This is a genomic window from Ramlibacter sp. (assembly GCA_019635435.1).
In the GTDB taxonomy this organism is placed as follows: domain Bacteria; phylum Pseudomonadota; class Gammaproteobacteria; order Burkholderiales; family Burkholderiaceae_C; genus JAHBZM01.
The window spans coordinates 290744-315753 of the sequence record JAHBZM010000001.1; the positions used below are offsets into that span (position 1 = coordinate 290744).

Here is a 25010-nt window from a genome sequence, read left to right on the forward strand (position 1 = left end):
TCCTAGAACGGATAGGTCACGGTGGCGTAAAGATTCCACTGACGTGTGCGAAAGCCCTGGGGCCGGTACAGCGGCGCGGCCAGGCTGATGTCGTACTGCAGGCCGGCCTGGCGGCCACGCAGCCCGACGGCGGCGCCGGCAAGCTTTTTGCCGACCAGCGCCACATCGCTGGGGCCCCAGACGCGGCCCCAGTCCAGGCCGAGGTAGCCCGTGGTGTCCACGCCCGGCGCCAGCTTGAAAGGCGTGGACAGTTCGTTGCGCCAGATCACGCCGTTCTCGGCGATCAGCACGGCGTCACCGTCAAAGCCGCGCACGCTGGAGCGGCCTCCAATGGCGAGCTGGTCGATGGACAGGGTGGTGTCACGCGTGTGCTGCCCCCGAAGCGTCGAGCTGAACTGCACCTGGCGCGGCGCGGCGGATTCGGCCCCGAGCGTGAAGGCCGTGGCATAGCTGGCGCCAAAGGTCCAGATCCGGGGCCGCAGGGTGGCGCCGCCCTGGGCGGCGGTCAGCAGGTCATCCTGCGCGTGTTGCCAGGGCATGCCGCGGCGGTAGCCCAGATCCAGGTCCAGCGAGGCCTGCGCGAACAAGTGCCGGTAGTTCAGGCCCGTCTCGACATTGGTGGTGCGCCGGCGCTGGACCAGCAGTTCCACGTCGTCCAGGAAACTCTCGGCGCGCCGCAGCGACAGGCTGCCGTACAGCGACAGCTTGGCGCTGCCGGTTCGCAGCACGGTGCGCTGCAGGCGCAGCTCGGCGCTTTCACTGCGGCCACTGGACAGGAAGCGCACGGTGGTGCCCTGCACATACTGCGCAAAGCGGCTCTGGCTGGCGCTCAGGCTGAAGGTGTTGTAGCCCCAAGGCAGGCTGTAGTTGAGCCCCAGGCTCTGGCTGCGGTGGCTCGGGTCGGGCTTTTCCAGGTTGCTGCTGAGGCTGACGCTGACCAGGTCGTTCAAGCCCAGCGGGTTGTCCAGCGCGAGGTTGCCCGAGAACTGGGTGCGACCCAGGCTGGGGCTGCCGGAGTTGTCCAGCGTGATGCCGCCGCGCAGCCGCTCGCGCAGGGTGCCGGCGCGGCGCTCGATCACCACCACCGTGGTGTCGGGTTCGGCGCCAGGCTCCAGCTTGGTCGCCACGTTCTGGCTGGGCAGCCGCTTCATCTGCTCGACGCCCTGCTCCAGGTCGCGGATGTTGAGCACGTCACCGCGCGAGACCGGGAAGGCATTGCGCCAGGTGCCCCAGCGCGGCTCGGGTTCAACGAGCCGGATATCGGCCACGCGGCCCACATGGAGCTGGATGCGCAGAACGCCGGTCTGCAGGTTCTGGGCCGGCAGGCTGACCCGGGTGGTGGCAAAGCCCAGGTCGAGCAGCTTTTTGTCCAGGCCGGCCGCGATCCGGCTCAGGCCCTGGACCCCGACACACTGTCGCAGGTAAGGCAGAGCCGCCTCCTGCAGCCACGAAAACCGTTGCCAGTCCGCACCTTCAAGCCGTACCTCCTGCACCACAAAGCAGGGCGTTTCTTCGGGCAGCTGGCCGTCCGGCAGGGCGGCGGGCGCCGGCCGCAAGGTGTCGGCGCGGGGTTCGAGTTGTTGCTGTTGCTGGCGGTTGCGCTCTTCCTGGCGGCGCAGGCCTTCCTGGATCGCGGCGTCAGGGCTCAGGTCGGCAGGCTGCGCCCACGCCGCGCCGGGCAGGCCCGCCATGGCATAGCTCACGGCTGCAGCGCACACCGCCAGTCCGCGCATCGGACGGCGCCCGGAGCACATCGGCCCCTCCCCTGTCTGGAATACCACCCGCCGCTCCCAACCGTTGTAAGTTTGGCGTACGACTACTTTGGTACGCGCAAAAGGTCGGCGAGTATGCTCAGAGAGTTACAAAGGGGTCAATCCTGTCAAGTTTGACAGGGGGTTATTCGTCCTAAAGTACCCATTTTATGGTACAAGACGTTACAAAATTCAAATTGAGAGGGCTCAAGCCGCCGACGCCGGCAGCCCGAAAACCCGGTCAAACACCCAGTTGAAGACGAAGGTGTAGATCAAAAAGAACACCACCAGCCCCAGGTCCATGACCAGCGCCTGCCACAGGCTGACGTCCAGCCACCAGGCAAACAGCGGCACCAGCGCGGCCACCAGGCCGCCCTCAAAGCCCACGGCATGGGCGATGCGCCGCGGGATGCTGCGCCCGCGCACGGCCTGGCGCGACTCCCAGGCTTCAAAGACGTGGTTGAACGCAAAGTTCCAGGCCACCGCCACGGCCGAGGCCAGTGCCGACAGCACGGTGGCGCTGCCCAGCTCGTGGCCCGACATGGCCGACAGGCCCAGCGCCGCCACCGCGATGGCGATGGCTTCGTAGAGCACCACGTAAACGAGGCGCCGCTTGATGCCCTGCACGCGCGGCGCTCAGGCAGCTTCTTTGTAGAAGAACTCGCGCTGCAGCGAGCGCGCCGCCAGCGGCTGCACCGCTGCCTGGATGGCGCCGATGTGCTCGGGCGTGGTGCCGCAGCAACCGCCCACGATGTTGACCAGCCCCTCGGCCGCGAACTCACGCAGCAGCCGGCTGGTGACGTCGGGCGTCTCGTCAAAGCCGGTTTCGGCCATGGGGTTGGGCAGGCCGGCGTTGGGGTAGCAGCTGATGAACGTATCGGGCGCGACGCGCGCCAGCTCCTGGATGTAGGGGCGCATCAGCGCGGCGCCCAGCGCGCAGTTCAGGCCAACGGCCAGCGGCTGGGCATGGCGCACGCTGTACCAGAAGGCGGTCACGGTCTGGCCGCTGAGGATGCGGCCCGAGGCATCGGTCACGGTGCCGCTGATGATCAGCGGCAGGCGCTCGCCCGACTTTTCAAAGAACTCGTCCACCGCAAACAGCGCGGCCTTGGCGTTGAGCGTGTCAAAAATGGTCTCGACCAGCAGCAGGTCGGCGCCGCCTTCGACCAGCGCCTCGGTCTGTTCGTAATAGGCGGCGCGCAGGGTTTCAAAGTCCACATTGCGCGCGCCGGGGTCGTTCACGTCGGGGCTGATGCTGGCGGTCTTGGGCGTGGGGCCCAGGGCGCCGGCCACGAAGCGCGGCTTGTCGGGCGTGCTGAACTGGTCGCAGGCGGCGCGCGCAATGCGGGCGCTGGCCAGGTTCATCTCGCGCGCCAGGCCTTCCATGCCGTAGTCGGCCTGGGCGATGCTGGTGGCGCCAAAGGTGTTGGTCTCGACGATGTCGGCGCCGGCGGCCAGGTAGCCGGCGTGGATGTCGGCGATCACGTCGGGCCGCGTCAGGCTCAGCAGCTCGTTGTTGCCCTTGACGTCCTTGCCGAAGTCCTTGAAGCGATCGCCAGCGGCGCCGGGGCCGGTGTAGCCTTCGCCACGGTACTGCGCCTCGGTGAGCTTGAAGCGCTGGATCATCGTGCCCATCGCGCCGTCGAGGATGGCGATGCGCTGCGCGAGGAGGCCGGGCAGTGCCTGCCCGCGGGTGTAGGTGATCGGCTTCATGGTCCGGCCATTTTAGGGACCCCGCGTTTTCCTCAGACAATAGAGGGATGAAGAACCTGCTTCCCCAAGAGGCTTGGGCCTGGCTCCAGCAGCAGCCTGAGGCGCTGTTTGTCGACGTGCGCATGGAAATCGAGTCGCTGTATGTGGGCCGCCCGCCCGGGGTGGAAAACATCCCCTGGTACGAGTACCCCGACCTCACGCCCAACCCGGCCGCCTTTGCGGCCGCCGTGGAGCGCGAGGCCGGCGACAAGGCCCGCCCGGTGCTGCTGATCTGCCGCAGCGGCAAGCGCACCGTGGCCGCCGGCGAGGCGCTGGAGGCCGCGGGCTTCCAGCAGGTGGCCCATGTGGTGCACGGCTTTGAGGGCGACCTGGATGAACACTTCAAGCGCTCCACCCTCAACGGCTGGCGCCACGACGGACTGCCCTGGGAGCAGATGTAGGCCCGCTGCCCTGCCGATGAGGCATCAAATGGCCCTGGAGTCCAGGGCTGGCGGCCACCACGCGCTCTTGAATTGATAGCAAATTGTCCCTTCCCCTGAACATCCTCCAGGAGGTCTTCGGCTACGAAGCCTTCCGCGGCCCGCAGGCCGAGATCATTGACCACGTGACGGCCGGCGGCGACGCGCTGGTGCTCATGCCCACGGGCGGCGGCAAGAGCCTGTGCTATCAGATCCCGGCCATCGCGCGGCAGCAGGCCGGCCACGGCATCACCGTGGTGGTGTCGCCGCTGATCGCGCTGATGCACGACCAGGTGGGCGCGCTGCACGAGGCCGGGGTGGAGGCCGCCTTCCTCAACTCCACGCTCAGCGGCGAGGAGGCCAATGCGGTCGAAAAGCGGCTGCTGCGCGGCGACATCACCCTGCTGTACGCGGCGCCCGAGCGCGTGACCACGCCGCGCTTCCTGGCCCAGCTCGACTCGCTGCACGAGCGCGGCCAGCTCAGCCTGTTTGCCATTGACGAGGCCCACTGCGTGAGCCAGTGGGGCCATGACTTCCGGCCCGAGTACCGCGCGCTCACCGTGCTGCACGAGCGCTACCCGGGCGTGCCGCGCATGGCGCTCACCGCCACGGCCGATGCGCTGACGCGCGAAGACATCGTCGAGCGGCTGCAGCTGGAAGAAGCGCGCCAGTTCGTCAGCAGCTTTGACCGGCCCAACATCCGCTACACCATCGTCGAGAAGAAAGACCCGACGCTGCAGCTGCTGCGCTTCATCGAGCGCGAGCATGAGGGCGAGGCCGGCATCGTCTACTGCCAGTCGCGCAAGCGCGTGGAGGACATTGCCCACACGCTGAGCGAGTCGGGCATCAACGCCCTGCCCTACCACGCGGGCCTGGACGCGGCGGTGCGGCAAAGGCACCAGGACCGCTTCCTGCGCGAGGACGGCATTGTGATGGTGGCCACCATCGCGTTCGGCATGGGCATCGACAAGCCCGACGTGCGTTTTGTGGCGCACCTGGACATGCCCAAGAACATCGAGGGCTACTACCAGGAAACCGGCCGCGGCGGGCGCGACGGCCTGCCCGCCGACGCCTGGATGAGCTACGGCCTGCAGGACGTGGTCAACCAGCGCCGCATGATCGACGAAAGCCCCGCGGGCGAGGAGTTCAAGCAGGTCATGCGCGGCAAGCTCGACGCGCTGCTGTCACTGGCCGAGGCCGTGGACTGCCGGCGCGTGCGGCTGCTGGGCTACTTTGGCGAGGCCTCCACGCCCTGCGGCAATTGCGACAACTGCATCAGCCCGCCGCAGGTCTGGGACGGCACCGACGCCGCGCGCAAGCTGCTGTCCACCATCTACCGCGTGCAGCAGCAAAGCGGCATCAGCTTTGGCGCGGGCCACATCATGGACATCCTGCGTGGCAAGACCACCGAGAAGGTCACGCAGTTCGGCCACGGCTCGCTCACCACCTTTGGCATTGGCGCCGAGTTCAGCGAGGCGCAGCTGCGCGGCGTGCTGCGCCAGCTGATCGCCACCGGCGCGCTGGCGGTGGACGCGCAGGCCTTCAACACGCTGCGGCTCACCGAGGCCTCGCGCGCCGTGCTCAAGGGCGAGCAGCCCGTGGCGCTGCGTGAATCGGTCTCCAGCCCGGCGCCAGCGCGCGGGCGGACGGGGCGCGGCAGCAGCCGGGCGCCGGCCGCCGTGGCAGCCGCGCTCAATGCCGAAGGCCAGGCCCGCTTTGACGCGCTCAAGGCCTGGCGCGCCGAGGTGGCGCGCGAACACAACCTGCCGGCCTATGTGATCTTTCACGACGCCACGCTGGCCGCCATCGCGGCGCTGGCGCCGCAGACGCTGGACGACCTGCAGGGCGTGAGCGGCATTGGCGCCAAGAAACTTGAGGCCTACGGCAATGAAGTGCTGCGCGTGGTGCTACTGAATCAATAGCACACAGTGGCCGCCAGTCCTGGACTCCAGGCCTGTTTGGCTGCTTTTTGCTATTGAATGAAGCCCATGCCGCGGTTTTCGCGGACTTCGGGCTTGATGCGGCGCTCGGCCTCGAGCTGGTCCAGGAATTCGGCGGCAGTGAACTCGGCCGCAAGGATGTCCACCTGCCGCTTGACGGCCGCAAAGTCGCCGGGGCACAGCTGGTCGAGCCGGGCCAGCCGCTCGCGCACCTCGGGGGTGAGCAGCGCTGCGTCGCCGGCCAGCGCCTCGGTCACGAACATCTTTTCGCGCTGCGCGGCGGTCAGCGGCATGAACTTGATCTTGAAGGTGAAGCGGCGCAGCGCGGCCTGGTCGATGCGGTCCAGCAGGTTGGTGGTGCAGACAAAGATGCCCCTGAAGCGCTCCATGCCCTGCAGCATCTCGTTGACCTCGGTCACCTCGTAGCTGCGCTGCGCGCCGCGGCGGTCCTGCAGGAAGCTGTCGGCCTCGTCCAGCAGCAGCACGGCCTTTTCGGCCTCGGCCTCGCGGAACATGGCGGCCATGTTCTGCTCGGTCTCGCCCACGAACTTGCTCATCAGGTCACTGGCCTGCTTGACGATCAGCGGCCGCTCCAGCGCGCGCGCAATGTGCTCGGCCAGCGCGGTCTTGCCGGTGCCCGGCGCGCCGTAAAAGCACAGCGTGCCGTGGCCGCGCGACTTGAGCGCGGCCACGATGCGCGGCACCTCGAAGCGCGTTTCCACATGCAGCATGTCCAGGTCCCAGGTGGTCACGCTGGGCCGCTCGCCCGCGCCCTGCGCGCGGTTGCCCAGGGCCTGGTCGGCGTTGCGCAGCTGGCGGTCGATCAGGGCCTCGGTGTCCAGCGTGTCGGTGCGCGCCAGCCCGGCAAAGCGCACCGCGGTGCGGATCTGCGCGGGCGTGAGCCCCTTGCGTTCGGTCAGGCGCGCCACAAACGCGTCGGACACCGGCACCCCCTCCAGCGTCTTGCGCACCAGGCCCTCGCGCGCGCCCGGGGGCGGCGACTTGAGCTCCAGGTGGTAGGCAAAGCGGCGGCGAAAGGCCGGGTCGATCTGCTCGATGCGGTTGGTCACCCACAGCGTGGGCACGGCGTTGGACTCCAGGATCTGGTTGACCCAGGCCTTGCCGCTGACCGAACCGCTGGCGGGCGCGGCCACCTGCTCGGCGCGCGCCATGATCTGGGCCGCCTCGGAGCTGATGGGCGGGAACACGTCTTCCACCTCGTCAAACAGCAGCGCGGCCTGGGCGCTGCCCTTGAGGAACACCTGGGCGATCTGCAGCGAGCGATAGCGGTCACGCCCGCTCAGCGAGTTGCCGTCGCGGTCGGCGTATTCCACCTCGAACAGCTCCAGCCCCGCGGCCTGCGCCACCACCTTGGCCAGCTCGGTCTTGCCGGTGCCCGGCGGGCCGTACAGCAGCACGTTGACGCCGGGCTCCTTGCGGTCCACCGCGTTGCGCAGAAGCGCGCACAGCACCTGCACGTCTTCCTCGACAAAGCCAAAGTCATTCAGCGCGAGCCCGCTCTTGGCCGAGGGGCGGGTGAACACGGCCATGAGCTCGTTCTGGTCGCGGTACTCGCGCATCAGCACCGGAGGCAGCTTCTCGCTGACCTTCATCAGGTCGGCCAGGTCGGTGATGTTGTGCTCGGAGATCAGGTTCTCGACCAGGCCGATGCGCTCCAGCCGCGAGCCCGCGCGCAGCGCCTCGCCCACCTCGGTGGCGTTGACACCCGCGATCTCGGCAATGGCCGCATAGGCCTCGGGCGCGTTGTTGACCTTGAACTCCACCAGGATGCTGCGCAGGTCGCGCTGGTAGCGCGCCAGCGTGCCGTACAGCAGCAGCGCGCGCTCGGCGCGGTTGAGCTGCAGCAGGCCCGACAGCGCGTCGATGTTTTTCTCCACCAGCGTGCTCTGCTTCTTCAGGGCCTGGGTCAGCCAGTCGCCGGTGACGGCGAGCACCGAGAGCAGGTCTTTGGGCGCGTCCTTGGCGTATTCGTCCAGGTAGAAGAACAGCGTGCCTTCTTCATAGGGGCCGCGCCAGACGCCGTGGCGCTCAAGAAAGTCGGGCGTGGCCAGGGCTTCGTGGCCGCGCCAGAACTCGTTGTCCTTGCAGCGGCGGCCCAGGAACTCGCGCAGGCGCAGCAGTGCCGGGGCCGGCCAGGCCAGGTGGCGGCCGGCCAGCGAGAGCAGGCCGTTGAGGTCGCGCCGCACATTGAACTTGGCGCCCTGCTTGGCCGCCAGCGTGAGCACGAAATGCGAGCACATGAGGTCCAGCACCGGCGCGTCCTTGAGCCCGGGTGAGGGAAGTACCTGCAGATCGACCGAACGCTTGACCATCGAAAAGCCTCCAGCATGAAGCGCATGCCAATTCCACAATAACGCAGACTGAACCAACATGGAAGACACTGATTGTGGAAAAACTGCGACGTTCCGCGGGGTTTCACCACCACAATTGCGCGATGCCTGAACTCTCTGACATACGGAAAGCCGCCGAACGCCTGCGCGGCCAGGTGCTGGACACGCCCTGCGTGGAGTCGCGCACGCTGTCGCAGATCGTGGGCGCGCAGGTCTTCCTCAAGTTCGAGAACCTGCAATTCACCGCCTCGTTCAAGGAGCGCGGCGCCTGCAACAAGCTGGCGCAGCTGGGCAGCGAGGCTGCTCGCGGCGTGATTGCCATGAGCGCGGGCAACCACGCCCAGGGCGTGGCCTACCACGCGCAGCGGCTGGGCCTGCGCGCGGTCATCGTCATGCCGCGCTTCACGCCCGGCGTGAAGGTGGAGCGCACGCGCGGCTTTGGCGCCGAGGTGGTGCTGCACGGCGACACGCTGGACGAAGCCCGCCAGCATGCGCTGGCGCTGGCGGATCAGCAACAGCTCACCTTCGTCCACCCTTTTGACGACGAGGCCATCATCGCGGGCCAGGGAACCGTCGGGCTGGAAATGCTGCAGGCCGTGCCCGAGCTCGACACGCTGGTGATTGCCGTGGGCGGCGGCGGGTTGATCGCGGGCATTGCCACGGCGGCGCGGGCCCTCAAGCCCGGCATCGAGATCGTGGGCGTGCAGACCCAGCGCTTCCCGGGCATGTTCAACGCCATCAAGCACACCGACCACGCCATGGGGCAAAGCTCGATTGCCGAGGGCATTGCGGTGGCCTCGCCGGGGCAGATCACGCGCGGCATCGTGGCACAGCTGGTGGACGATCTGGTGCTGGTGGACGAGGGCGACATCGAGCAGGCCATCGTGATGCTGCTCGAGATTGAAAAGACCCTGGTGGAAGGCGCGGGCGCGGCCGGCCTGGCCGCGCTGCTGAAATACCCGCAGCGCTTTGCCGGGCGCAAGGTGGGCCTGGTGCTGTGCGGCGGCAACATCGACCCGCTGCTGCTCGCGGCCATCATCGAGCGCGGCATGGTGCGCGCCGGGCGCCTCACGCGCATCCGCGTGAGCGCGCGCGATGTGCCGGGCACGCTGGCCCGCATCACGGCGCTGGTCAGCGAGGCCGGGGCCAACATCGACGAGGTGCACCACCAGCGCGCCTTCACCACGCTGGCCGCGCAGAACGTCGAGGTCGAGCTGGTGCTGCAGACGCGCGGGCACGAGCACGTGGCCTCGGTGCTCGCGCAGCTCAATGCCGCGGGGCTGCAAGCCGCAGCCGTTTGATCGGGCATGGGCCCGAGGTTGACTGTGGCGCAGTGCGTCTGTCATCATGGTCCGTCAAGATCAATGACGCAAGGAGAAGCCCATGGACACCGCCGCACTGACTCAATCCATGCAGACAAGCCTGGGGCAGCATGTGCCTCACCTGCTGGGCGCCCTGGTGATGCTGCTGATCGGCTGGTTTGTGGCCGTGGCCCTGCGCGCCGCGGTACGCCGCGGGCTTGGCGCGCTGGGGCTGAACCGGCATTTTTCAGGCATGACCGGGCAGACGCTGGATCTGGAAGCCGTGCTGGCCGTGGCCGTGTTCTGGGTGGTGTTGCTGCTCACGCTGGCCGGCGTGTTCAACACGCTGGACCTGGGCATGCTGAGCAACCCGTTCGCCGCGCTCACCACCCAGCTCTTTGAATACGCACCGCGGCTGCTGGCCGGGCTGCTGCTGGCGCTGCTGGCCTGGCTGGTCGCGTCCATCGCGCGCGCCGGCGTCAACAAGGCGTTGCAGGCCACCACGCTGGACGACAAGCTGTCCGAGCATGCGGGCATGGCGCCCATCAGCCAGGGCCTGGGCCAGATCGTGTTCTGGCTGGTGGTGCTGCTGTTCCTGCCGCCCATCCTCAACGCGCTGCAGATGCAGGGCCTGCTCGAGCCGCTGCGCGCCATGCTCACCAAGACGCTGGACATGCTGCCCAACGCCTTTGCGGCGCTGATCATTGCCGGCGTGGGCTGGATCGTGGCCCATGTGCTGCGCAGCCTGGTCACGGGCCTGTCGCGCAGCGCGGGCGTGGACCAGATCGGCGGGCGTGCCGGCCTCGCGCCCTCGGTGCAGCTGTCCAGCGTGCTCGGCGCGCTGGTGTTCATCGTGGTGCTGGTGCCCTCGCTCATTGCCGCGCTGGATGCGCTGAAGATCGAGGCCATCTCACGCCCCGCCATCGACATGCTCAACGTCATGATGCTGTCGGTGCCGCGCATCATCGCGGCCGGCCTCATCCTGGTGATCACCTGGGTGGTGGCCTCGTTCGCGTCGCGCCTGCTGGCCGGGCTGCTGTCGGCGGCGGGCCTGGACACGCTGCCCGCGCGCGTGAGCCTGGCCCATGCCTTCGAGAAGACCAGCGCCTCGGTACTGGTGGGCCGCGTGGCCCTGTTTTTTGCGATGCTGTTTGCCACCGTGGAGGCGGCCGACCAGCTCGGCTTCCACCGCGTGAGCGACGTGGTCACCACCTTCATCCGCTTTGGCGGCGACGTGCTGCTGGGCTCGGCCATCTTGGTCATCGGCTTCCTGCTGGCCAACGTGGCCTACGAGGCCATCGACCGGGCGAGCGGCGCCCACACCAAGGGCCTGGCCCGCATCGGGCGCTACGCCATCCTGGCGCTGGTCATTGCCATGGGCCTGCGCGCCATGGGCATTGCCGATGACATCGTCAACCTGGCCTTCGGCCTGACGCTGGGCGCCGTGGCGGTGGCGGTGGCGCTGTCGTTTGGCCTGGGCGGCCGTGAAGCGGCCGGCAAGCTCATGGAGCACTGGCTGGCCAAGCTGCGCGGCGGCGACAAGTGAGCCGGGAGCTGCTGCAGTCGGCGCTGGCCGAGTACTTCGCCCCCTGGGTCCAGGCCCTGTCGCTGCAGGTGGAGGGTTTTGACGCCGACAGCGTGACCCTGCGGCTGCCGCAAAGCGACCAGCTGTCGCGCGTGGGCGGCATGCTCTGCGGCCAGGCCATGATGGCCGCGGCCGACACGGCCATGGTACTGGCGCTGATCAACCTGTGGGGCGCTTTCAGGCCCTGCACCACGGTGCAGATGAACAGCAGCTTCCTCAAGCCCCTGTCGGGCCAGGACGCGCTGGTGCAGGCCGGGGTGCTGCGGGCCGGCAAGTCGCTGGCGTTTGGCGAAATCGACATCCGCGGCGCCAGTGACGGCAAGAGCGTGAGCCGGGCCACCACCACGTATGCCCTGCTCTGACCGGGCAGGTTAAAATCAGCGCAGTTTTTGACATTTCGAGGTTCCCCATGTCCAGCCACAGCACCGATCACACCCCCGCACAAGCCCCGGCCGACGCCGTGGAAGCCATTGTCCCGGTGATTCCCATGGTGCTGCCCCTGGTGGGCGGGGTGCTGATGTTCCTGCTGGCCTTCATCGCCATCTACATGGCCTGACCCGCGCCTCCAAGGCACACCCAACCAGCGCCTGCGCGGCCACGCACAGGCGCTTTTTTGCGTCCGCAGCGGCACGTACGCCCACGCATAACCCAATGCAGGTTTTGCATAACTATTGCCATTGTTGACGGGCAGGAGGCAGGGCGGTTTCATAAAATTGACACCCCAGCCGACCACGCGGACTGTGAAGCACCCTTCACGACCCCGAGTTGCCCACCCCGCAACCCCGCCCGCCGACTGAGCAGCAACAAGCCGTTTTTTCAAAGGCCGCTCTCAGCCTCATTGCCCCCGAGCCCCCTTTGAAAAGACGATTTTCAAACTCAGGAGCTATTGGATGAACTCTCCCGTGATGCAGGGCCTGAACCTCAACGCCCCCGCCTTCGTGAAAAACGCGAAGCTGATCGCCTGGGTGGCCGACATGGCCGCGCTGTGCAAACCCGACAGCATTTACTGGTGCGACGGCAGCGAGGACGAATACGCCCGCCTGTGCCAGCAGCTGGTCGACGCGGGCACCTTCCGCAAGCTGGACCCGGTCAAGCGCCCCAACTCCTTCCTGGCCTGCTCCGACCCGAGCGACGTGGCGCGCGTGGAAGACCGCACCTTCATCTGCTCGCAGAACAAGGAAGATGCCGGCCCCACCAACAACTGGATGGCCCCGGCCGAAATGCGCGCCACCCTGCAGCCGCTGTTTGACGGCTGCATGAAGGGCCGCACGATGTACGTGGTGCCTTTCAGCATGGGCCCGCTGGGTTCGCCCATCGCCCACATTGGCATCGAGCTGTCCGACAGCCCCTATGTGGCCGTCAACATGAAGATCATGACGCGCATGGGCAAGGCCGTGTACGACGTGCTGGGCGTGGACGGTGAGTTCGTGCCCTGCGTGCACACCGTGGGCGCGCCGCTGCAGCCCGGCCAGGCCGACGTGAAGTGGCCCTGCAACAAGACCAAGTACATCGTTCACTACCCCGAGACCCGCGAGATCTGGTCTTACGGCTCGGGCTATGGCGGCAACGCGCTGCTGGGCAAGAAGTGCTTTGCGCTGCGCATTGCTTCCACCATGGGCCGCGACGAAGGCTGGCTGGCCGAGCACATGCTGATCCTGGGCGTGACCAACCCCGAGGGCAAGAAGTACCACGTGGCCGCGGCATTCCCCAGCGCCTGCGGCAAGACCAACTTTGCCATGCTGATCCCGCCCAAGGGCTTTGACGGCTGGAAGGTCACCACCATTGGCGACGACATCGCCTGGATCAAGCCGCAGGCCGACGGCACGCTGCGCGCGATCAACCCCGAAGCCGGCTACTTTGGCGTGGCGCCGGGCACCAACACGCTGACCAACCCCAACTGCATGGCCAGCCTGGACAAGAACGTGATCTTCACCAACGTCGCGCTGACCGACGATGGCGATGTGTGGTGGGAAGGCATGGGCGAGGCCCCGGCCCACGCCATCGACTGGCAGGGCAAGGACTGGACGCCCGCCATTGCCAGGGAAACCGGTGCCAAGGCCGCCCACCCGAACGCGCGCTTTACCGTGGCAGCCGTCAACAACCCCGCGTTGGACAGCGCCTGGGACGATCCGGCCGGCGTGCCCATTGATGCCTTCATCTTCGGCGGCCGCCGCTCCACCACCGTGCCGCTGGTGACCGAAGCCCGCAACTGGACCGAAGGGGTCTACATGGCCGCCACCATGGGCAGCGAAACCACCGCCGCCGCCACCGGCCAGGCCGGCGTGGTGCGCCGCGACCCGTTCGCCATGCTGCCCTTCATGGGCTACAACATGAGCGACTATTTCCAGCACTGGCTGGACCTGGGCAAGAAGCTGGCCGCCTCGGGCACCCGTCAGCCGCGCATCTACACCACCAACTGGTTCCGCAAGGGCGAGGACGGCAAGTTTGTCTGGCCCGGCTATGGCGAGAACATGCGCGTGCTCAAGTGGATGATTGACCGCATCGAAGGCAAGGCCCAGGGCACCGAGCACGTGTTTGGCGTGAGCCCGGCCTACGAGGAACTCAACTGGACCGGCCTGAGCTTCACGCCCGAGCAGTTCAAGACCGTTACCAGCATCGACAAGGCCGCCTGGCAGAAGGAGCTGGAACTGCACGCCGAGCTGTTCAAGCAGCTCGAGTACCACCTGCCCGAGGAACTGGGCGACACCAAGGCCCGCATCGAGCAGCGCCTGGCGGCCTGAGCCGGCTTCAGCCCCCCATGAAAAAAGCCACCGCAAGGTGGCTTTTTTGTTGACCCGCGGGGCGGGTGGCGGGGCCGCGGCTCAGCGCGCGGCGTGTTTGCGGACCAGGGCGGAACGGGCGACGGCGTCAGCGCGGCGGCGCACGGCACGGCTTTGGGCCACACGGTACGACCAGGCATCAAGCCCGGCCACGACGGAGCGCAGCACGCTGCCCAGGAAGCTCACAGGAACAAAGGTAGGCATGGCGGTTTCCTTTCAGTAGTAGCCGCGGACATCGCGCACGGCATCGCGGGCCATGGCGCGGCTGATGTCCGCCATCACGCGGGCATCGGTCAGCGCGAGTGACCAGAGCTTGTCATCGGACGCTGCCTGCTTGCGGCGGGCCGACCAGGAGGCGAGCACCGTGCGCAGCACGCTGCCGGCGTTGCGCGCCGGGGTGGCCAGCAGCGCGAGGGCGGCGAAGGCGATGGTCCACATCACCACCCAGGCGAGCAGCAAATGACCTTCGGTCCAGGTGTCAACCACCTGGTTGGCGACCACCAGCAGGGCGGCCACGATGGCAGCCAGCAGCAGCGTGGCGGCGCCACGGGCACCGTCAAACTGGCCCGCCAATCCCTTGACGGCCTGGGTTGCCTGCTCGGCCCGGGCAACGCCAGGGTGCTGGGCCGGGTATTCGGTGTGGACAAAGCTGTTCATGGTTAATCCCTCTCAGACGCTTGTGGCGAAATTGCCGGGGTGCGTGACAGGAATACTAGGGTTAATACTGATATATATCAAATTTAGATTGGTGATGTATATCATTCATGGATCGTATGAATAACCCGAACTTCCGCACGCTCGACCTCAACCTGCTGCGCGTGTTTGACCAGGTGATGAGCGAGCGCAACCTCACGCGCGCCGCCCACAACCTGGCCATGACCCAGCCGGCCGTGAGCAACGCGCTGCGCCGGCTGCGGGCGTCCTTGGGCGACGAGCTGGTGCGGCGCAGCGGCTATGGGGTGGAACCCACGCCACGCGCGCTGGCGCTGTGGCCGGCCGTGAGCGACGCGCTGCGCCGGCTGGAGGTGTCGCTGTCGCCTGGCGACTTCGTGGCGGCCGACGCCGGCAACACCTTCATCCTGGCCATGGCCGACGCCACGGCCGCCGAGCTGATGCCGGGCCTGGTGGAAATCATCGAGCAGGACGCGCCCGGCGTGTCCATGCGGGTGCTGCCGCTGACCACGCGCGATCCGCGGCCGCTGCTCGACGAGGGCCAGATCGACCTGGCCGTGGGCTTCTTCCCGGCGGTACTGGCCGACCTCACGGCCCAGGCCCAGGCCGGCGGCAAGGCCGCCTTCGACCACCAGCGGCTGTATGACGGCGAATATGTGTGTGTGATGCGCAAGGGCCACCCGCTGGCGCGCGGGCCGTTCACGCTGCGGCGTTTTTGCAGCGCGCGCCACCTGCTGGTGAGTTTCTCGGGCCGGCCCTTCGGCTTTGTCGATGAGGCGCTGGCCTCACTGGGCGAAAAGCGCCACGTGGTGCTCACGGTCAACCAGTTCTTCACGGCGGGGCGGGTGGTGTCCACCTCCAACCTGCTGACGGTGCTGCCGCGGCACTTCGTCACGGTCACGGGCATGGCCAGCGAACTGATGGTGCGCGAGCTGCCGCTGGACCTGCCCCCCGTGCATGTGGACTCGCTGTGGCACCTGCGCCAGGGCCAGCGCAGCGAGCACGCCTGGTTGCGGCTGGCGGTGGCGGCGGCGGCCACCAAGGCTTTTGCCGCCTGAATTGCTCCTGTTTTTGTAGCGCACAGTGGCCGCCCGGCCTGGACTACAGCCCTATTTGACTCAGATTTTCAGCGCCAGCCCCGGTTGCGGTGCCAGGGGCACGCGCCGGCCCAGCCCCGGGTCGGCGGTGCGGGCCACCGCCGACAGCAGGGAGCGCAGCCAGGCCTGCCCCTGCGAATGCTGCGTCCGGCTGTGCCACAGCTGGTAGAAGCGCATCACGGGGAACTCGATGGGGGAACGCAGCACGGCCAGCGGCAGCAGGCGGGCATGGTGCTCGGCAAAGTGGCGGCTGGTGGTGAAGATCAGATCGGTTCCCGGCAGCAGGCTGGGCGCCATGCCAAAGAACGGCACGGTGACGGTGGCCTCGCGCGCCATGCGCAGCGCGGCCAGGTGCGACTCGACCACGCCGCGCTGGGTCACGCTGTACATCAGCGGCACCACATGGGCACCGCCAAGGTAGCTGGCAACGGTCAGGTTGCCGCCGGCGGCGGGGTGGTCCTTGCTGACCAGGCAGACCACCTCGTCCTCCAGAAGGATGGCCATGCGCAGGTGTTCGGGCGGTTGTGGCCAGTTGCCGATCACCACATCCAGTTCGCCCTGCGCCAGGGCGGCCTCGTAGTCGTAGCCCGGGCCCAGCGACTGCACCAGCAGCCGCGCATGGGGCGCGGTCAGCCGCATGTAGCTGACCAGGCTGGCCATGAGCGGCGGCGCCAGGTAGTCCGGCGTGCCAATGCGGAAGGTCTGGCGCGTGGTGGCGGGCTCGAACGCTGCTGTCGGCGCGACCAGCCCGTCGATCTCGGCCAGCACCATCCGCACCGAGGCTTCAAGCTGCAGGGCGCGTTCGGTCGGCACCATGCGCTGCTTGTCCTTGACCAGCAGGGGATCTCCCAGCACGTCACGCAGCTTCTTGAGGGCAGCGCTCACGGCCGGCTGGGACTGGTTCAGCCGGGCCGCGGCCCGCGAGACGCTGCGCTCGGCCATCAGGGTGCTGAAGACCCGGAGCAAATAGGTGTCAAAAGGGTCGCTGGCGCGGGTCATGGGGGCTCCGATGCACAGATGTGGGGCCTGGGGCACGGGCACCGGCCCGGTTTGCCCCGTTTTGTTATGCGGTAGATAAGCTCGAAGCGATTGGCGTGCCAGCGCAGCCTGCCTATAGTCGTTGAACCCATCCCCCTCACCTGACGGAACCCCCATGACGCTTCATTTCAACCGCCGCCAAGTGCTCAAGACCGTGGCCGCCGGCGCCGCCGCCGTGGCCCTGCCCGCACGGGCCGCCTGGCCCGAAAAGCCGATCCGCATCGTCGTGACCTTTCCGCCCGGCGGCGCCAGCGACATCGTGGCCCGCGTGCTGGCCGAACAACTGGCGCGCAAGCTCGGCCAGGGCGTGGTGGTGGACAACCGCCCCGGGGCCGGTGGCAGTGTGGGCGGCCTCGTGGTCGCGCAGGCGCCGGCCGACGGCTACACGCTGATGCTGTCCAATTCGACGCCGATTTCCATCGGCCCGTTTGCCCTCGAGAAGCAGCCCTATGACCCGGTGGAGGGCTTCAGCCACATCGCGCTGATCGGCAGCGCGCCCTGCGTGGTCATGGCCAACCCGTCAGCCCCGATCAAGACCATGGCCGATGTGGAGGCGCTGGCCCGCAAGAGCGGGCGGCTCGATTTTGGATCGGGCGGCCCGGCGTCCATTGGCCACATCTATGGCGAGCTCATGAAGAAGACCATGGGCGTGAACATGGTGCATGTCCCCTACCGCGGTGGGGCTCCGATGACCACCGACCTGATTGCGGGGGTGATCCCGGTCGGGATCGATGTGCTGACCGCCTACGTGCCCTATTTCAAGGCCGGGCAACTGGTGCCGCTGGCCGTCACGTCGGTCAACCGCTCGCCCCTGGTGCCCGATGTTCCGAGCGTGGTCGAGCTGGGGTACCGCAAGCTGGTGCTGGACAATTTCTTCGGCCTGTCGGGGCCGCCCAAGATGGCGCCGGAGCTGGTCGCGCGCCTGAACACGGCGTGCAACGAAGTCCTCGGCCAGACCGATGTCAAGAAGCGCATGGTCGATCTGGGGATCACGGCCTCGCCGGCCAGCACTGCGGCGTTCGCGGCTTTCGTGAAGGAGCAGGTCGCGCAACTCGCGCCGACCGTCAAGGGCGCAGGCGTGCGCCTGTGAAGCCTCAGCGAACGACGCTGAGGTAGGCGCTGGCGGCTTCGCGCAGTTCGTGCGCCTGACGCGGGTTGGTGCCGGCGCGGGCTTCGGCGCTTTCCATGAGGCGGTGAGCCACGCCATCGGCGTCGATCTGGCTGGCGGCGCGCAGCGCAGGGGTCCAGCGATTCCAGTTGCGAAGACGGGTCAATTGGGCAAACAAGGCATACATGATCGGGTCACCGGCAGGCGGTGAGAAGTGGTGATGAAGGAAGAATAAGGGTTTTCCCTAGGGTTTCAACCTCAATTCCGCCTTATCCCCATGCAGGATAGGCATAAGGCGAGCCGGCCCCCCACATAAGGCCCGCCCCATGCCAGGCGGTATGCTTGCTGGATGCGCCCCGCCGCCCCGCCCCCTTCCCCACCCACTTCGCGGCAGGGCGAGGACTGGCTTGAACAGATCGCCCAGAGCATCGACGAGATGCTGTGGGTCTGGGACCCCGCCACGGGGCAGGTCACCCATTCCAACCCGGCATTCACGCGATTCTGGGGCTTTGAGCCACTGGGCCAGCGTGGCGCGCAGGTCTTCCTGAACCAGGTTCACGCCGACGACCGGGCCCGCGTCGCCCAGGGCCGCGAGGCACGCGCCCAGACCGACGCGCCGGCCTGGGCCGATGAGTACCGCGTGGTCCAGCCCCCGCGGCCGCAAGACCTGGTGCTGCAAAGCCGCACCGCATGGCTGCGCGAAAACGCCTTTGCCGTGCGCGGGCCGGCGGGCCAGGTCCGCATCGTCCACATTGCACGCGACGTGACCTGGCAGCTCGACACCACGGCGCGGCTGCGCGCGGAGATCACCCGGCGCACCGACGCCGAGCGCAACCTCAGCGATGCCACGGTGCGGTTGCAGACGCTGATCGCCACCGCCAACGACGCGGTGGTGACCATTGACGCGCAAAGCCGCATCATCGACTGGAACGACGCCGCCGAACGCATGTTTGGCTGGAGCCGCGAGGAAGTGCTGGGCCACCTGTTGACCGACCTGGTGATTCCCGCGGAGCACCGGCCGCAGCACAACGCCGGGATCGAGCGCTTCCTGGCCGACGGCAGTGCCCCCATCTTCAACCGCCGCGTGGAAACCACGGCGCTGCGCCGCAGCGGCGAGACCTTCGATGCCGAGCTGTCGGTCTGGCCGGTGCGCACCGGCGACCACTACACCTTCAGCTCGTTCATCCGCGACATCTCCCGGCGCAAGGCGGCCGAGCGGGCACTGGCCGAATCCGAGGCCAAGTACCGCACCGTGGTGGAAAACGTCAACGAGGGGATTCTCGTCACCGCGGCGGGCCGCATCCTCTACGCCAACCCGCGGGCCCTGGCGCTGACCGGGCTGGACGAGGAAACCGCCAAATCCAGGCCCTTCATCGAGTTCATCCATGCCGATGACCGCGATCTGGTGCTGGGCAATCACCTGCGGCGCCTGCGCGGCGAGCAGGTCGAGAACCACTACCAGTTCCGCGTCATCCACACCGATGGCGACATCCGCTGGCTGGAGATCAGCGCGGTGGTGTTCGACTGGCAGGGCACGCCGGCCACGCTCAATTTCCTCACCGATGTGACGCTGCGCCGCCAGACCGAACAGGACATGCGCAGCGCGCTGGAGCGCGAGCGCGAGCTGTCGGAGCTCAAATCGCGTTTTGTCGCGGTGGCCTCGCACGAGTTCCGCACGCCGCTGGCGGCCATCCTGTCGTCGGTCGAGCTGCTGGACGACTACGGCGAGCGCCTGCCGGCCGACGAGCGCAAGGAAATGCTGTCGATGATCAAGACCGGCGTCGCGCGCATGAACGACATGGTGGACCAGGTGCTGCTGACCAGCCGGCTCGAAGCCGGCCGGTTTTCATTCAGCCCCAGCCCCCAGCGCATGCCGGACCTGCTGGTGCAGATCGCGGCCGAGATGGACAGTGCCCACCCCCAGGCCAGCCGCATTGCGATGGACTGCGACGGCGTGGACGCGCCGCGGCAGGTCGATTCGCAGTTGCTGCGCCACATCCTCATGAACCTGCTGAACAACGCGCTGAAGTACTCGCCGCCCGAGTCGGCGGTGACCTGCTCGATCCGCGCCAACGGCGACTGCCTGCACCTGCGCGTGGCCGACCGGGGCATCGGCATCCCGCCGGCCGACCTGCCGCGCCTGTTCGAGAGCTTTCACCGCGGCACCAACGTCGGCAACATCCAGGGCACGGGCATCGGCCTGCACATCGTCAAGGAGTGCGTGGCGCTGCACAGCGGCACCGTGGACGTGGACAGCCAGCCCGGCCAGGGCACCACCTTCCATGTGCGCCTGCACGCGCCCGCCGCCTGAGGCCCGCGGGCTCGCGCCTGCAACAATGGCGCGGTGAACATCCAGCTTCTGTCCGACCTGCACCTGGAGGTGCATCCGGATTTCATGCCCACGCCCGCCGCCGGCGCCGACCTGCTGGTGCTGGCCGGCGACATCGGCTCCTACCAGTACGGCTCACGGCTTGCCGATGCCGACTTCGGCCTCGCGCGCTTCTCGCCGCTGCGTGGCTGGCCGGTGCCGGTGCTCTATGTGCCGGGCAACCACGAGTACGACGCGCTGGACTTTGACGAGGCCCACGCCCGGTTGCGCGACACCTGCGCGCGCCTGGGCATCACCTGGCTGGAACGCGAGGTGCTGGTGCGCGACGGGGTGCGGTTTGTGGGCACCACGCTGTGGAGCGACTTTGATGCGCTGGCGCTGCAGGCCCGGGCCGCCCAGCAGCTCAAGGCGCGTGAAAAGGCGTTCCGCGCGGCCAACTACTACCTGCGCACCACCGGTGGCACCCGCCACGGCCAGCCCTTGCTGGCGCCCCAGGTGCGCGACCTGGCGCTGGAATGCCAGCACTGGCTGGAGCAGGCGCTGGCCGCGCCGTTTGACGGGGCGACCGTGGTGGTGACGCACTTTGCGCCCAGCCTGCGCAGCGCCGACCCGCGCTACGGCATGGTCCCCGGCACGGCAGGCTTTTGCAATGCGCTGGACGACTGGCTGCCCCGGGCACGGCTGTGGCTGCATGGGCACCTGCACTGCCCCAGCGACTATGTGCACCAGGGGTGCCGCGTGGTGGCCAACCCGCTGGGCTACCGCGGCAAGGGCGAGCAGGAAGGCTTCCGCGACGGCTTCTGCGTGAGCGTCTAGCGGGCGTTCAGGCCGTCAAAGCAGGTGCTCATGACCAGCTCGACGATCTGCGCATCGGTGTACTTCTCGCTGGCCTTGAGGAACTCCAGCACCGGATCGCAGGCCCGCGCATACAGCGTGTAAAGCACCGCAATGGGGGGCAGCGCGGGATTGAGCGTGCCCTCTTTCTGGGCAGCCTCGATCCAGCCGCCCAGCGTGTCGCTGACTTCCATGAGCCCGTCGATGTAGTCCTTGCTGCCCATCAGGGCCGCGCGCAGGGAGGAATTCTGGCTGGGCAGGGACGGCATCTCGCCGGCCAGCTGCACCTCCATGGTCCAGCGCGCGACGGCGCGCAGGCGCTCCAGCGGCGCCAGCTCCAGCGACACACCCGCCAGGAAATCCTGGGCGCGGCGCATGACGCGAACCATGGCGGCGGCCGCGAGGTCTTCCTTGCTGGGGAAATGTTTGTAAAGGCTTGCTTTCGCAATACCGACCGACGCGGCGACCTCGTCCACAGTCATGGCGTCAAAGCCTTTCTCGGCCAGCAGCCGGTTGACGGTCTGGACGATCGCGTCTTCACGCGCCTGGAGCATCTGCTCCTTGAACGAAATCTTGACGACGGTGGCAGCGCTGTTCATGGGCTTATTTTAACCGGTTACGTCTGAAAACAAATGGCCGGTTTACTTTACAACCCGACAGTCACGGAACAAACCGGCTGTATGGAACACTAAGGAACGTGCATCAATCTTGCTGCACTGGATCACTCGCAACGCAGGAGCGTTCACCATGAAGAACGTCTGGACGAACACATTGGCCTGGGCCGGGGCTGCGGCCGCTGCATTGGTGCTGGCGTTTGCGGCGCCCAGTGACTCCACGGTCATGGGCAAGCTCCCTTCGCTCACCGCCAAACGGCTTGACCAGCGCACGCTGTCCCTGCCGGCCGGCCTGCCTTCTGACCGCACCCTGGCGCTGATCGCGTTCGAGCGGGGCCATCACGGCGACATCGAGAGCTGGATCCAGGGGCTGCAGCTGCGCCAGAACCCCGACATCAACTGGCTGCGCATGCCGGTGCTCCAGGACCCGGGCCATGCCCAGGGCCGCAGCGCCATCGAGAACCGGCTGCTGGCGCGCTACACCACCGAAGGCGAGCGCTCGCGCATGCTGCCGGTCTTCACCGACCGCGCGGCCTTCATCCGCGCGGCCGGCCTGAACAGCCCCCACACGGCCTACGCGGTGGTGCTGAACCGCAATGGCGATGTGCTGGCCCGAGTGGAAGGCCAGTTTGACCAGGACAAGGCCAACGCGCTGCGCGAAACCCTGTTCTCGCGCGAGTTCTGAACCCTCAAGGCGGGACGGACAGCGGCGCCGAAGCCGGCTGCGAGTCGACCACGTAGATGTTCTTGCGGTAATCCGGCGGCGCGCCCTTGAGCATGCCGTCGAGCCGGTCCAGCACCGTCTGCACTTCCTCCCCCTGCGCGGGGACCAGCGCCACCGCCACCTTGGGCCGCACCGCCAGCCCCATGGGCATGCGGTTGAACGGCATGATCAGCCGCGCCAGCAGCTTGGAGCCCAGTGCCGCCGCGCGCTCGGGCGGCACCGGCCCTTCGATCAGCACGCCATAACGCGCATCGCCCACGCGGGCCACGGTGTCCACGTCGCGCACCAGGGAGGTCAGCCGGCCCGCCAGCCGCAGCAGCACTTCGAGCACGGCCTTGCGGCCGAACTCCTCGCGCAGCTTGTGCAGGTTGGTGAAGTCCACCAGGACCACCGCGCTCTGGCAGCCGAACCGCTGGGATCGCTCGATCAGGCCGCGCAGGCGGTGGCTGAACACGTCGTCGTTGACCAGCCCGGTGAGCGGGTCCACCTGGTCCAGATGGGTGATGCGCCGGCGGTAGTCGCGGCGCTCCTGGCTGCGCAGGATCAGCAGCAGGAACACCGACGGCAAGGTCACGCCCAGCGCGAGCTGCACCGCGTGCTGGGTCCAGAACCCCAGCGGGGTCAGGCTCAGCCAGCGTGCCACCGGAAAGGGCAGTGCCAGCAGCATGGGCGTGAAGGCCAGCAGCAGCCAGCGCGCAAAGCGGTCGCCGTGGTACCAGGCCCAGCACAATCCGGCCAGGCCCGCGGCGGCCAGCCCCAGCACCGTGGCCACCAGCAGGTGCAGGCGCGAGGGGCCCGACAGCACCAATGCGCCCGCCGCCGAAGCCACGGCGGCCAGCGCCAGCGCGCAGAACAGCCAGAACACTGCTACCGAGCGCGCCCGCAGCGATGCCGTGAGGGCAATGAACATCAGCAGCGGGGCAAAGCTCAGTGAGGGCAGCACGTATTCCGCCGCATCGGCCCATTGCGGGCTGTGTGGCCACAGGTGCAGCCCGGCCACGCCCACGCCGGTGGCCACCGAGATGTTGATGAGCACCGCGTAAAGGCTGAACCAGAGGTAGGCCTGGTCGCGCATCACCCCGGCGCTGATCACGCCGAAAACCGCCACCATGGTCAGCAGGCCGAAGTACACGCCGTGCAGCAGTGAAATGCGCTGCTGCTCCGACGACAGACCGCTTTCGCTGACAAACTGGATCGGCGTGCTGAAGCTGTTGCTGGCCTCGATGCGCAGCACATGCTGGCCCAGCTCGGCGGCCGAGACCGACAGCGGCAGGATCGGGTACAGGTGGGGCAGCGGCCAGTGCGCCACCGGCACATGGTCGCCCGCGGTCTGGAAGGTCCAGCCCAGGTCGGTGCGCGTGAACAGGGTGACCCGGTCCAGGCCGGGGTTGGGCAGCTTGAGGTACCAGCGCTCGACGTCGGGGGCCGGCGGCACGCTGAAGCGGATCCACAGGGTCTGGCCCGATTGCAGCGGGTACAGCTTGCCGGTGTGGGTGGGCTCGAGTTCGGCGCGGTTGATCTTGAGGAACGCATCGAACTCCACCTTGCCGCTGGTGTCGATCCAGTAGTCGCCCCAGTCGGCCAGCGCCACCGGTTGCTTCTGCACGTCAAGGTCCAGCACGGTCCGCGCAAGCGCACCGTTGCCCAAAACCCAGAACAACCCACCGGCGAGCAGGCCGAACATCCAACGGGTGGCCAACCAACGATACATTTTGTATCGTTTGATTGGATACCTGCGTCAGGGGTTCGTCAAGGCACTGCTGGCGGCCTGGGTCAGGGCGGCGCTGAGGGCGTCCAGCACGTCGGACTCCAGGTTCCAGCAATGCCAGTACAGCTGGATCGGCAGCGCATGGCCCGGCGCGATGTTGACCAGCTGCCCCTGCTCCAGCAGGCCCCGCACCAGCAGTTCGGGCAGGATGCTCACGCCCCAGCCCGCAAGCACGGCGCGCACCTGGCCCTCGGAGCTGGGCACGAACAGCTGGTTGAGCGTGACGCGCTTGAGCCCGAAGGCCTTGGACACGAACTCGGCCTGCCCGTCGTCCTTGCGGTTGAAGGCTATGAACGGGATCTCGCGGAAATTGTGCGGCGACAGGCCCTTGGCGAGCTTGCGACGCGCATAGTCCGCCTGCGCCACTGCCACATAGTCCATGGCGCCCAGCGTCACCACCTTGCAGCCCCGCAGCGCCTGCTTGAGCGTGGTCACGCAGCCCAGCACCTGCCCCTCGCGCAGCCACTCGTGGGTGAAGTCCTGGTCGTCGGTGATGATCTCCAGCGGCAGCCCCTGGGTTGCCAGCTCATTGAGCGCCGGCAGCGCCCAGGTGGCGATGCTGTCGGCGTTGATGGCGATCGAGATGCGCTCCTCCTCGCGGGCGCCGCCGGTGGGACTGGGCGCGAGCTCTTTCAGGTCGCGCTCGAGGTCGGCGCGCAAAAGCCGCAGCTGCTTGGTGTGCTTGAGCAGCAACTGCCCGGCCGAGGTGGGCCGCAGGGGCCGGCTGCGCACGATCAGCACCGTGCCCACCTGCGCCTCCAGTGCCCGCAGCCGCTGCGACACCGCCGACTGCGTGATGGACAGCCGCTGCGCCGCGCGCTCAAAGCCGCCCTCCTCCACAATGGCGGCGAGGCATTCCAGTGCGTCGGGATCAAAAGTACTCATATAAGCTGTGCTGATGTTTTCACTTAGAGTTTAATTTTTCTTTTAATTGCCGGCAAGTTCCA

Annotated in this window: 23 protein-coding genes; 12 read left to right on the forward strand and 11 right to left on the reverse strand. The window is 67.7% G+C overall.

Annotated elements, in window-relative coordinates; all coding sequences use genetic code 11:
* Positions 1-2: 2 nt before the first annotated feature.
* The 3 genes from KF796_01360 to KF796_01370 form a co-directional block, all read right to left on the reverse strand.
* Positions 3-1682, reverse strand: a complete 1680-nt coding sequence (locus KF796_01360) for a ShlB/FhaC/HecB family hemolysin secretion/activation protein (GenBank protein ID MBX3585260.1) — start codon at positions 1680-1682, stop codon at positions 3-5.
* Positions 1683-1958: 276 nt separating this feature from the next.
* Positions 1959-2378, reverse strand: a complete 420-nt coding sequence (locus KF796_01365; protein MBX3585261.1) for a PACE efflux transporter — start codon at positions 2376-2378, stop codon at positions 1959-1961.
* Positions 2379-2387: 9 nt separating this feature from the next.
* Positions 2388-3464 carry a homocysteine S-methyltransferase family protein gene (locus KF796_01370; protein MBX3585262.1) on the reverse strand — a complete coding sequence of 359 codons (1077 nt, stop codon included), beginning with the start codon at positions 3462-3464 and terminating at the stop codon, positions 2388-2390.
* A 47-nt stretch (positions 3465-3511) separates the two neighbouring features.
* Here KF796_01370 and KF796_01375 point away from each other — a divergent pair, with 47 nt between their 5' ends.
* On the forward strand, positions 3512-3904 hold the full coding sequence (locus KF796_01375; protein MBX3585263.1) for a rhodanese-like domain-containing protein: 393 nt from the start codon (positions 3512-3514) through the stop codon (positions 3902-3904).
* Between the two features lie 83 nt (positions 3905-3987).
* Positions 3988-5844: a DNA helicase RecQ gene (gene recQ, locus KF796_01380; GenBank protein MBX3585264.1), complete on the forward strand. Its 1857-nt coding sequence runs from the start codon at positions 3988-3990 to the stop codon at positions 5842-5844.
* Positions 5845-5894: 50 nt separating this feature from the next.
* On the opposite strand, the gene KF796_01385 is transcribed toward recQ, so the two are convergent.
* Positions 5895-8195 (reverse strand): AAA family ATPase, encoded by a 2301-nt coding sequence (locus KF796_01385; protein ID MBX3585265.1) that lies wholly within the window; start codon positions 8193-8195, stop codon positions 5895-5897.
* Between the two features lie 122 nt (positions 8196-8317).
* Between KF796_01385 and KF796_01390 the strand changes: the two genes are divergently transcribed.
* The 5 genes from KF796_01390 to KF796_01410 all read left to right on the forward strand — a co-directional run bounded on the left by KF796_01390 (position 8318) and on the right by KF796_01410 (position 13840).
* Positions 8318-9514 (forward strand): threonine ammonia-lyase, encoded by a 1197-nt coding sequence (locus tag KF796_01390; GenBank protein ID MBX3585266.1) that lies wholly within the window; start codon positions 8318-8320, stop codon positions 9512-9514.
* 82 nt (positions 9515-9596) lie between these two features.
* Positions 9597-11060, forward strand: coding sequence for a mechanosensitive ion channel (locus tag KF796_01395; GenBank protein MBX3585267.1), 1464 nt, complete (start codon positions 9597-9599; stop codon positions 11058-11060).
* A complete protein-coding gene (locus tag KF796_01400) occupies positions 11057-11461 on the forward strand; it encodes a PaaI family thioesterase (protein ID MBX3585268.1) in 405 nt (134 codons plus the stop codon). Before KF796_01395 ends, KF796_01400 begins: the two co-directional genes overlap by 4 nt.
* A gap of 47 nt (positions 11462-11508) precedes the next feature.
* Positions 11509-11655, forward strand: a complete 147-nt coding sequence (locus tag KF796_01405) for a hypothetical protein (protein MBX3585269.1) — start codon at positions 11509-11511, stop codon at positions 11653-11655.
* Positions 11656-11989: 334 nt separating this feature from the next.
* Complete coding sequence (locus KF796_01410) at positions 11990-13840, forward strand: phosphoenolpyruvate carboxykinase (GTP) (protein ID MBX3585270.1); 1851 nt, start codon at positions 11990-11992, stop codon at positions 13838-13840.
* Positions 13841-13921: 81 nt separating this feature from the next.
* Here KF796_01410 and KF796_01415 read toward each other — a convergent pair whose 3' ends face one another.
* Complete coding sequence (locus KF796_01415; GenBank protein MBX3585271.1) at positions 13922-14083, reverse strand: hypothetical protein; 162 nt, start codon at positions 14081-14083, stop codon at positions 13922-13924.
* A gap of 12 nt (positions 14084-14095) precedes the next feature.
* The gene (locus tag KF796_01420; GenBank protein ID MBX3585272.1) at positions 14096-14536 is read right to left on the reverse strand and encodes a hypothetical protein; all 441 of its coding nucleotides are present in this window, start codon (positions 14534-14536) and stop codon (positions 14096-14098) included.
* A gap of 116 nt (positions 14537-14652) precedes the next feature.
* Here KF796_01420 and KF796_01425 point away from each other — a divergent pair, with 116 nt between their 5' ends.
* Positions 14653-15609 carry a LysR family transcriptional regulator gene (locus tag KF796_01425; protein MBX3585273.1) on the forward strand — a complete coding sequence of 319 codons (957 nt, stop codon included), beginning with the start codon at positions 14653-14655 and terminating at the stop codon, positions 15607-15609.
* A 60-nt stretch (positions 15610-15669) separates the two neighbouring features.
* On the opposite strand, the gene KF796_01430 is transcribed toward KF796_01425, so the two are convergent.
* Entirely contained in the window at positions 15670-16647 is a 978-nt protein-coding gene (locus tag KF796_01430; GenBank protein ID MBX3585274.1) for a LysR family transcriptional regulator, read from the reverse strand.
* A gap of 154 nt (positions 16648-16801) precedes the next feature.
* Here KF796_01430 and KF796_01435 point away from each other — a divergent pair, with 154 nt between their 5' ends.
* Positions 16802-17776 carry a tripartite tricarboxylate transporter substrate binding protein gene (locus KF796_01435; GenBank protein MBX3585275.1) on the forward strand — a complete coding sequence of 325 codons (975 nt, stop codon included), beginning with the start codon at positions 16802-16804 and terminating at the stop codon, positions 17774-17776.
* 4 nt (positions 17777-17780) lie between these two features.
* Here the strand turns inward: KF796_01435 and KF796_01440 are convergent, their stop codons facing one another.
* Entirely contained in the window at positions 17781-17981 is a 201-nt protein-coding gene (locus KF796_01440; protein MBX3585276.1) for a hypothetical protein, read from the reverse strand.
* 162 nt (positions 17982-18143) lie between these two features.
* Here KF796_01440 and KF796_01445 point away from each other — a divergent pair, with 162 nt between their 5' ends.
* Positions 18144-20105: a PAS domain S-box protein gene (locus tag KF796_01445; GenBank protein ID MBX3585277.1), complete on the forward strand. Its 1962-nt coding sequence runs from the start codon at positions 18144-18146 to the stop codon at positions 20103-20105.
* A 33-nt stretch (positions 20106-20138) separates the two neighbouring features.
* Positions 20139-20939 (forward strand): metallophosphoesterase, encoded by an 801-nt coding sequence (locus KF796_01450; GenBank protein MBX3585278.1) that lies wholly within the window; start codon positions 20139-20141, stop codon positions 20937-20939.
* On the opposite strand, the gene KF796_01455 is transcribed toward KF796_01450, so the two are convergent.
* Positions 20936-21511, reverse strand: a complete 576-nt coding sequence (locus KF796_01455) for a TetR/AcrR family transcriptional regulator (GenBank protein MBX3585279.1) — start codon at positions 21509-21511, stop codon at positions 20936-20938. The two genes, KF796_01450 and KF796_01455, sit on opposite strands and share 4 nt — an antisense overlap.
* Before the next feature lie 193 nt (positions 21512-21704).
* Here KF796_01455 and KF796_01460 point away from each other — a divergent pair, with 193 nt between their 5' ends.
* The gene (locus KF796_01460; protein MBX3585280.1) at positions 21705-22256 is read left to right on the forward strand and encodes a hypothetical protein; all 552 of its coding nucleotides are present in this window, start codon (positions 21705-21707) and stop codon (positions 22254-22256) included.
* Between the two features lie 4 nt (positions 22257-22260).
* Here KF796_01460 and KF796_01465 read toward each other — a convergent pair whose 3' ends face one another.
* Positions 22261-23994: a diguanylate cyclase gene (locus KF796_01465; protein ID MBX3585281.1), complete on the reverse strand. Its 1734-nt coding sequence runs from the start codon at positions 23992-23994 to the stop codon at positions 22261-22263.
* A 39-nt stretch (positions 23995-24033) separates the two neighbouring features.
* Positions 24034-24948, reverse strand: coding sequence for a LysR family transcriptional regulator ArgP (locus tag KF796_01470; GenBank protein ID MBX3585282.1), 915 nt, complete (start codon positions 24946-24948; stop codon positions 24034-24036).
* Between the last annotated feature and the right edge of the window lie 62 nt (positions 24949-25010).

Coding starts and splice junctions, on each gene's coding strand:
- KF796_01405 (MBX3585269.1), top strand. CDS start 11,509: ATGTCCAGCCACAGCACCGATCACACCCCCGCACAAGCCCCGGCCGAC.
- KF796_01390 (MBX3585266.1), top strand. CDS start 8,318: ATGCCTGAACTCTCTGACATACGGAAAGCCGCCGAACGCCTGCGCGGC.
- KF796_01415 (MBX3585271.1), bottom strand. CDS start 14,083: ATGCCTACCTTTGTTCCTGTGAGCTTCCTGGGCAGCGTGCTGCGCTCC.
- KF796_01455 (MBX3585279.1), bottom strand. CDS start 21,511: ATGCTCCAGGCGCGTGAAGACGCGATCGTCCAGACCGTCAACCGGCTG.
- KF796_01410 (MBX3585270.1), top strand. CDS start 11,990: ATGAACTCTCCCGTGATGCAGGGCCTGAACCTCAACGCCCCCGCCTTC.
- KF796_01395 (MBX3585267.1), top strand. CDS start 9,597: ATGGACACCGCCGCACTGACTCAATCCATGCAGACAAGCCTGGGGCAG.
- KF796_01425 (MBX3585273.1), top strand. CDS start 14,653: ATGAATAACCCGAACTTCCGCACGCTCGACCTCAACCTGCTGCGCGTG.
- KF796_01370 (MBX3585262.1), bottom strand. CDS start 3,464: ATGAAGCCGATCACCTACACCCGCGGGCAGGCACTGCCCGGCCTCCTC.
- KF796_01470 (MBX3585282.1), bottom strand. CDS start 24,948: ATGAGTACTTTTGATCCCGACGCACTGGAATGCCTCGCCGCCATTGTG.
- KF796_01430 (MBX3585274.1), bottom strand. CDS start 16,647: ATGACCCGCGCCAGCGACCCTTTTGACACCTATTTGCTCCGGGTCTTC.
- KF796_01460 (MBX3585280.1), top strand. CDS start 21,705: ATGAAGAACGTCTGGACGAACACATTGGCCTGGGCCGGGGCTGCGGCC.
- KF796_01445 (MBX3585277.1), top strand. CDS start 18,144: ATGCGCCCCGCCGCCCCGCCCCCTTCCCCACCCACTTCGCGGCAGGGC.
- KF796_01420 (MBX3585272.1), bottom strand. CDS start 14,536: ATGAACAGCTTTGTCCACACCGAATACCCGGCCCAGCACCCTGGCGTT.
- KF796_01385 (MBX3585265.1), bottom strand. CDS start 8,195: ATGGTCAAGCGTTCGGTCGATCTGCAGGTACTTCCCTCACCCGGGCTC.
- KF796_01375 (MBX3585263.1), top strand. CDS start 3,512: ATGAAGAACCTGCTTCCCCAAGAGGCTTGGGCCTGGCTCCAGCAGCAG.
- KF796_01435 (MBX3585275.1), top strand. CDS start 16,802: ATGACGCTTCATTTCAACCGCCGCCAAGTGCTCAAGACCGTGGCCGCC.
- KF796_01440 (MBX3585276.1), bottom strand. CDS start 17,981: ATGTATGCCTTGTTTGCCCAATTGACCCGTCTTCGCAACTGGAATCGC.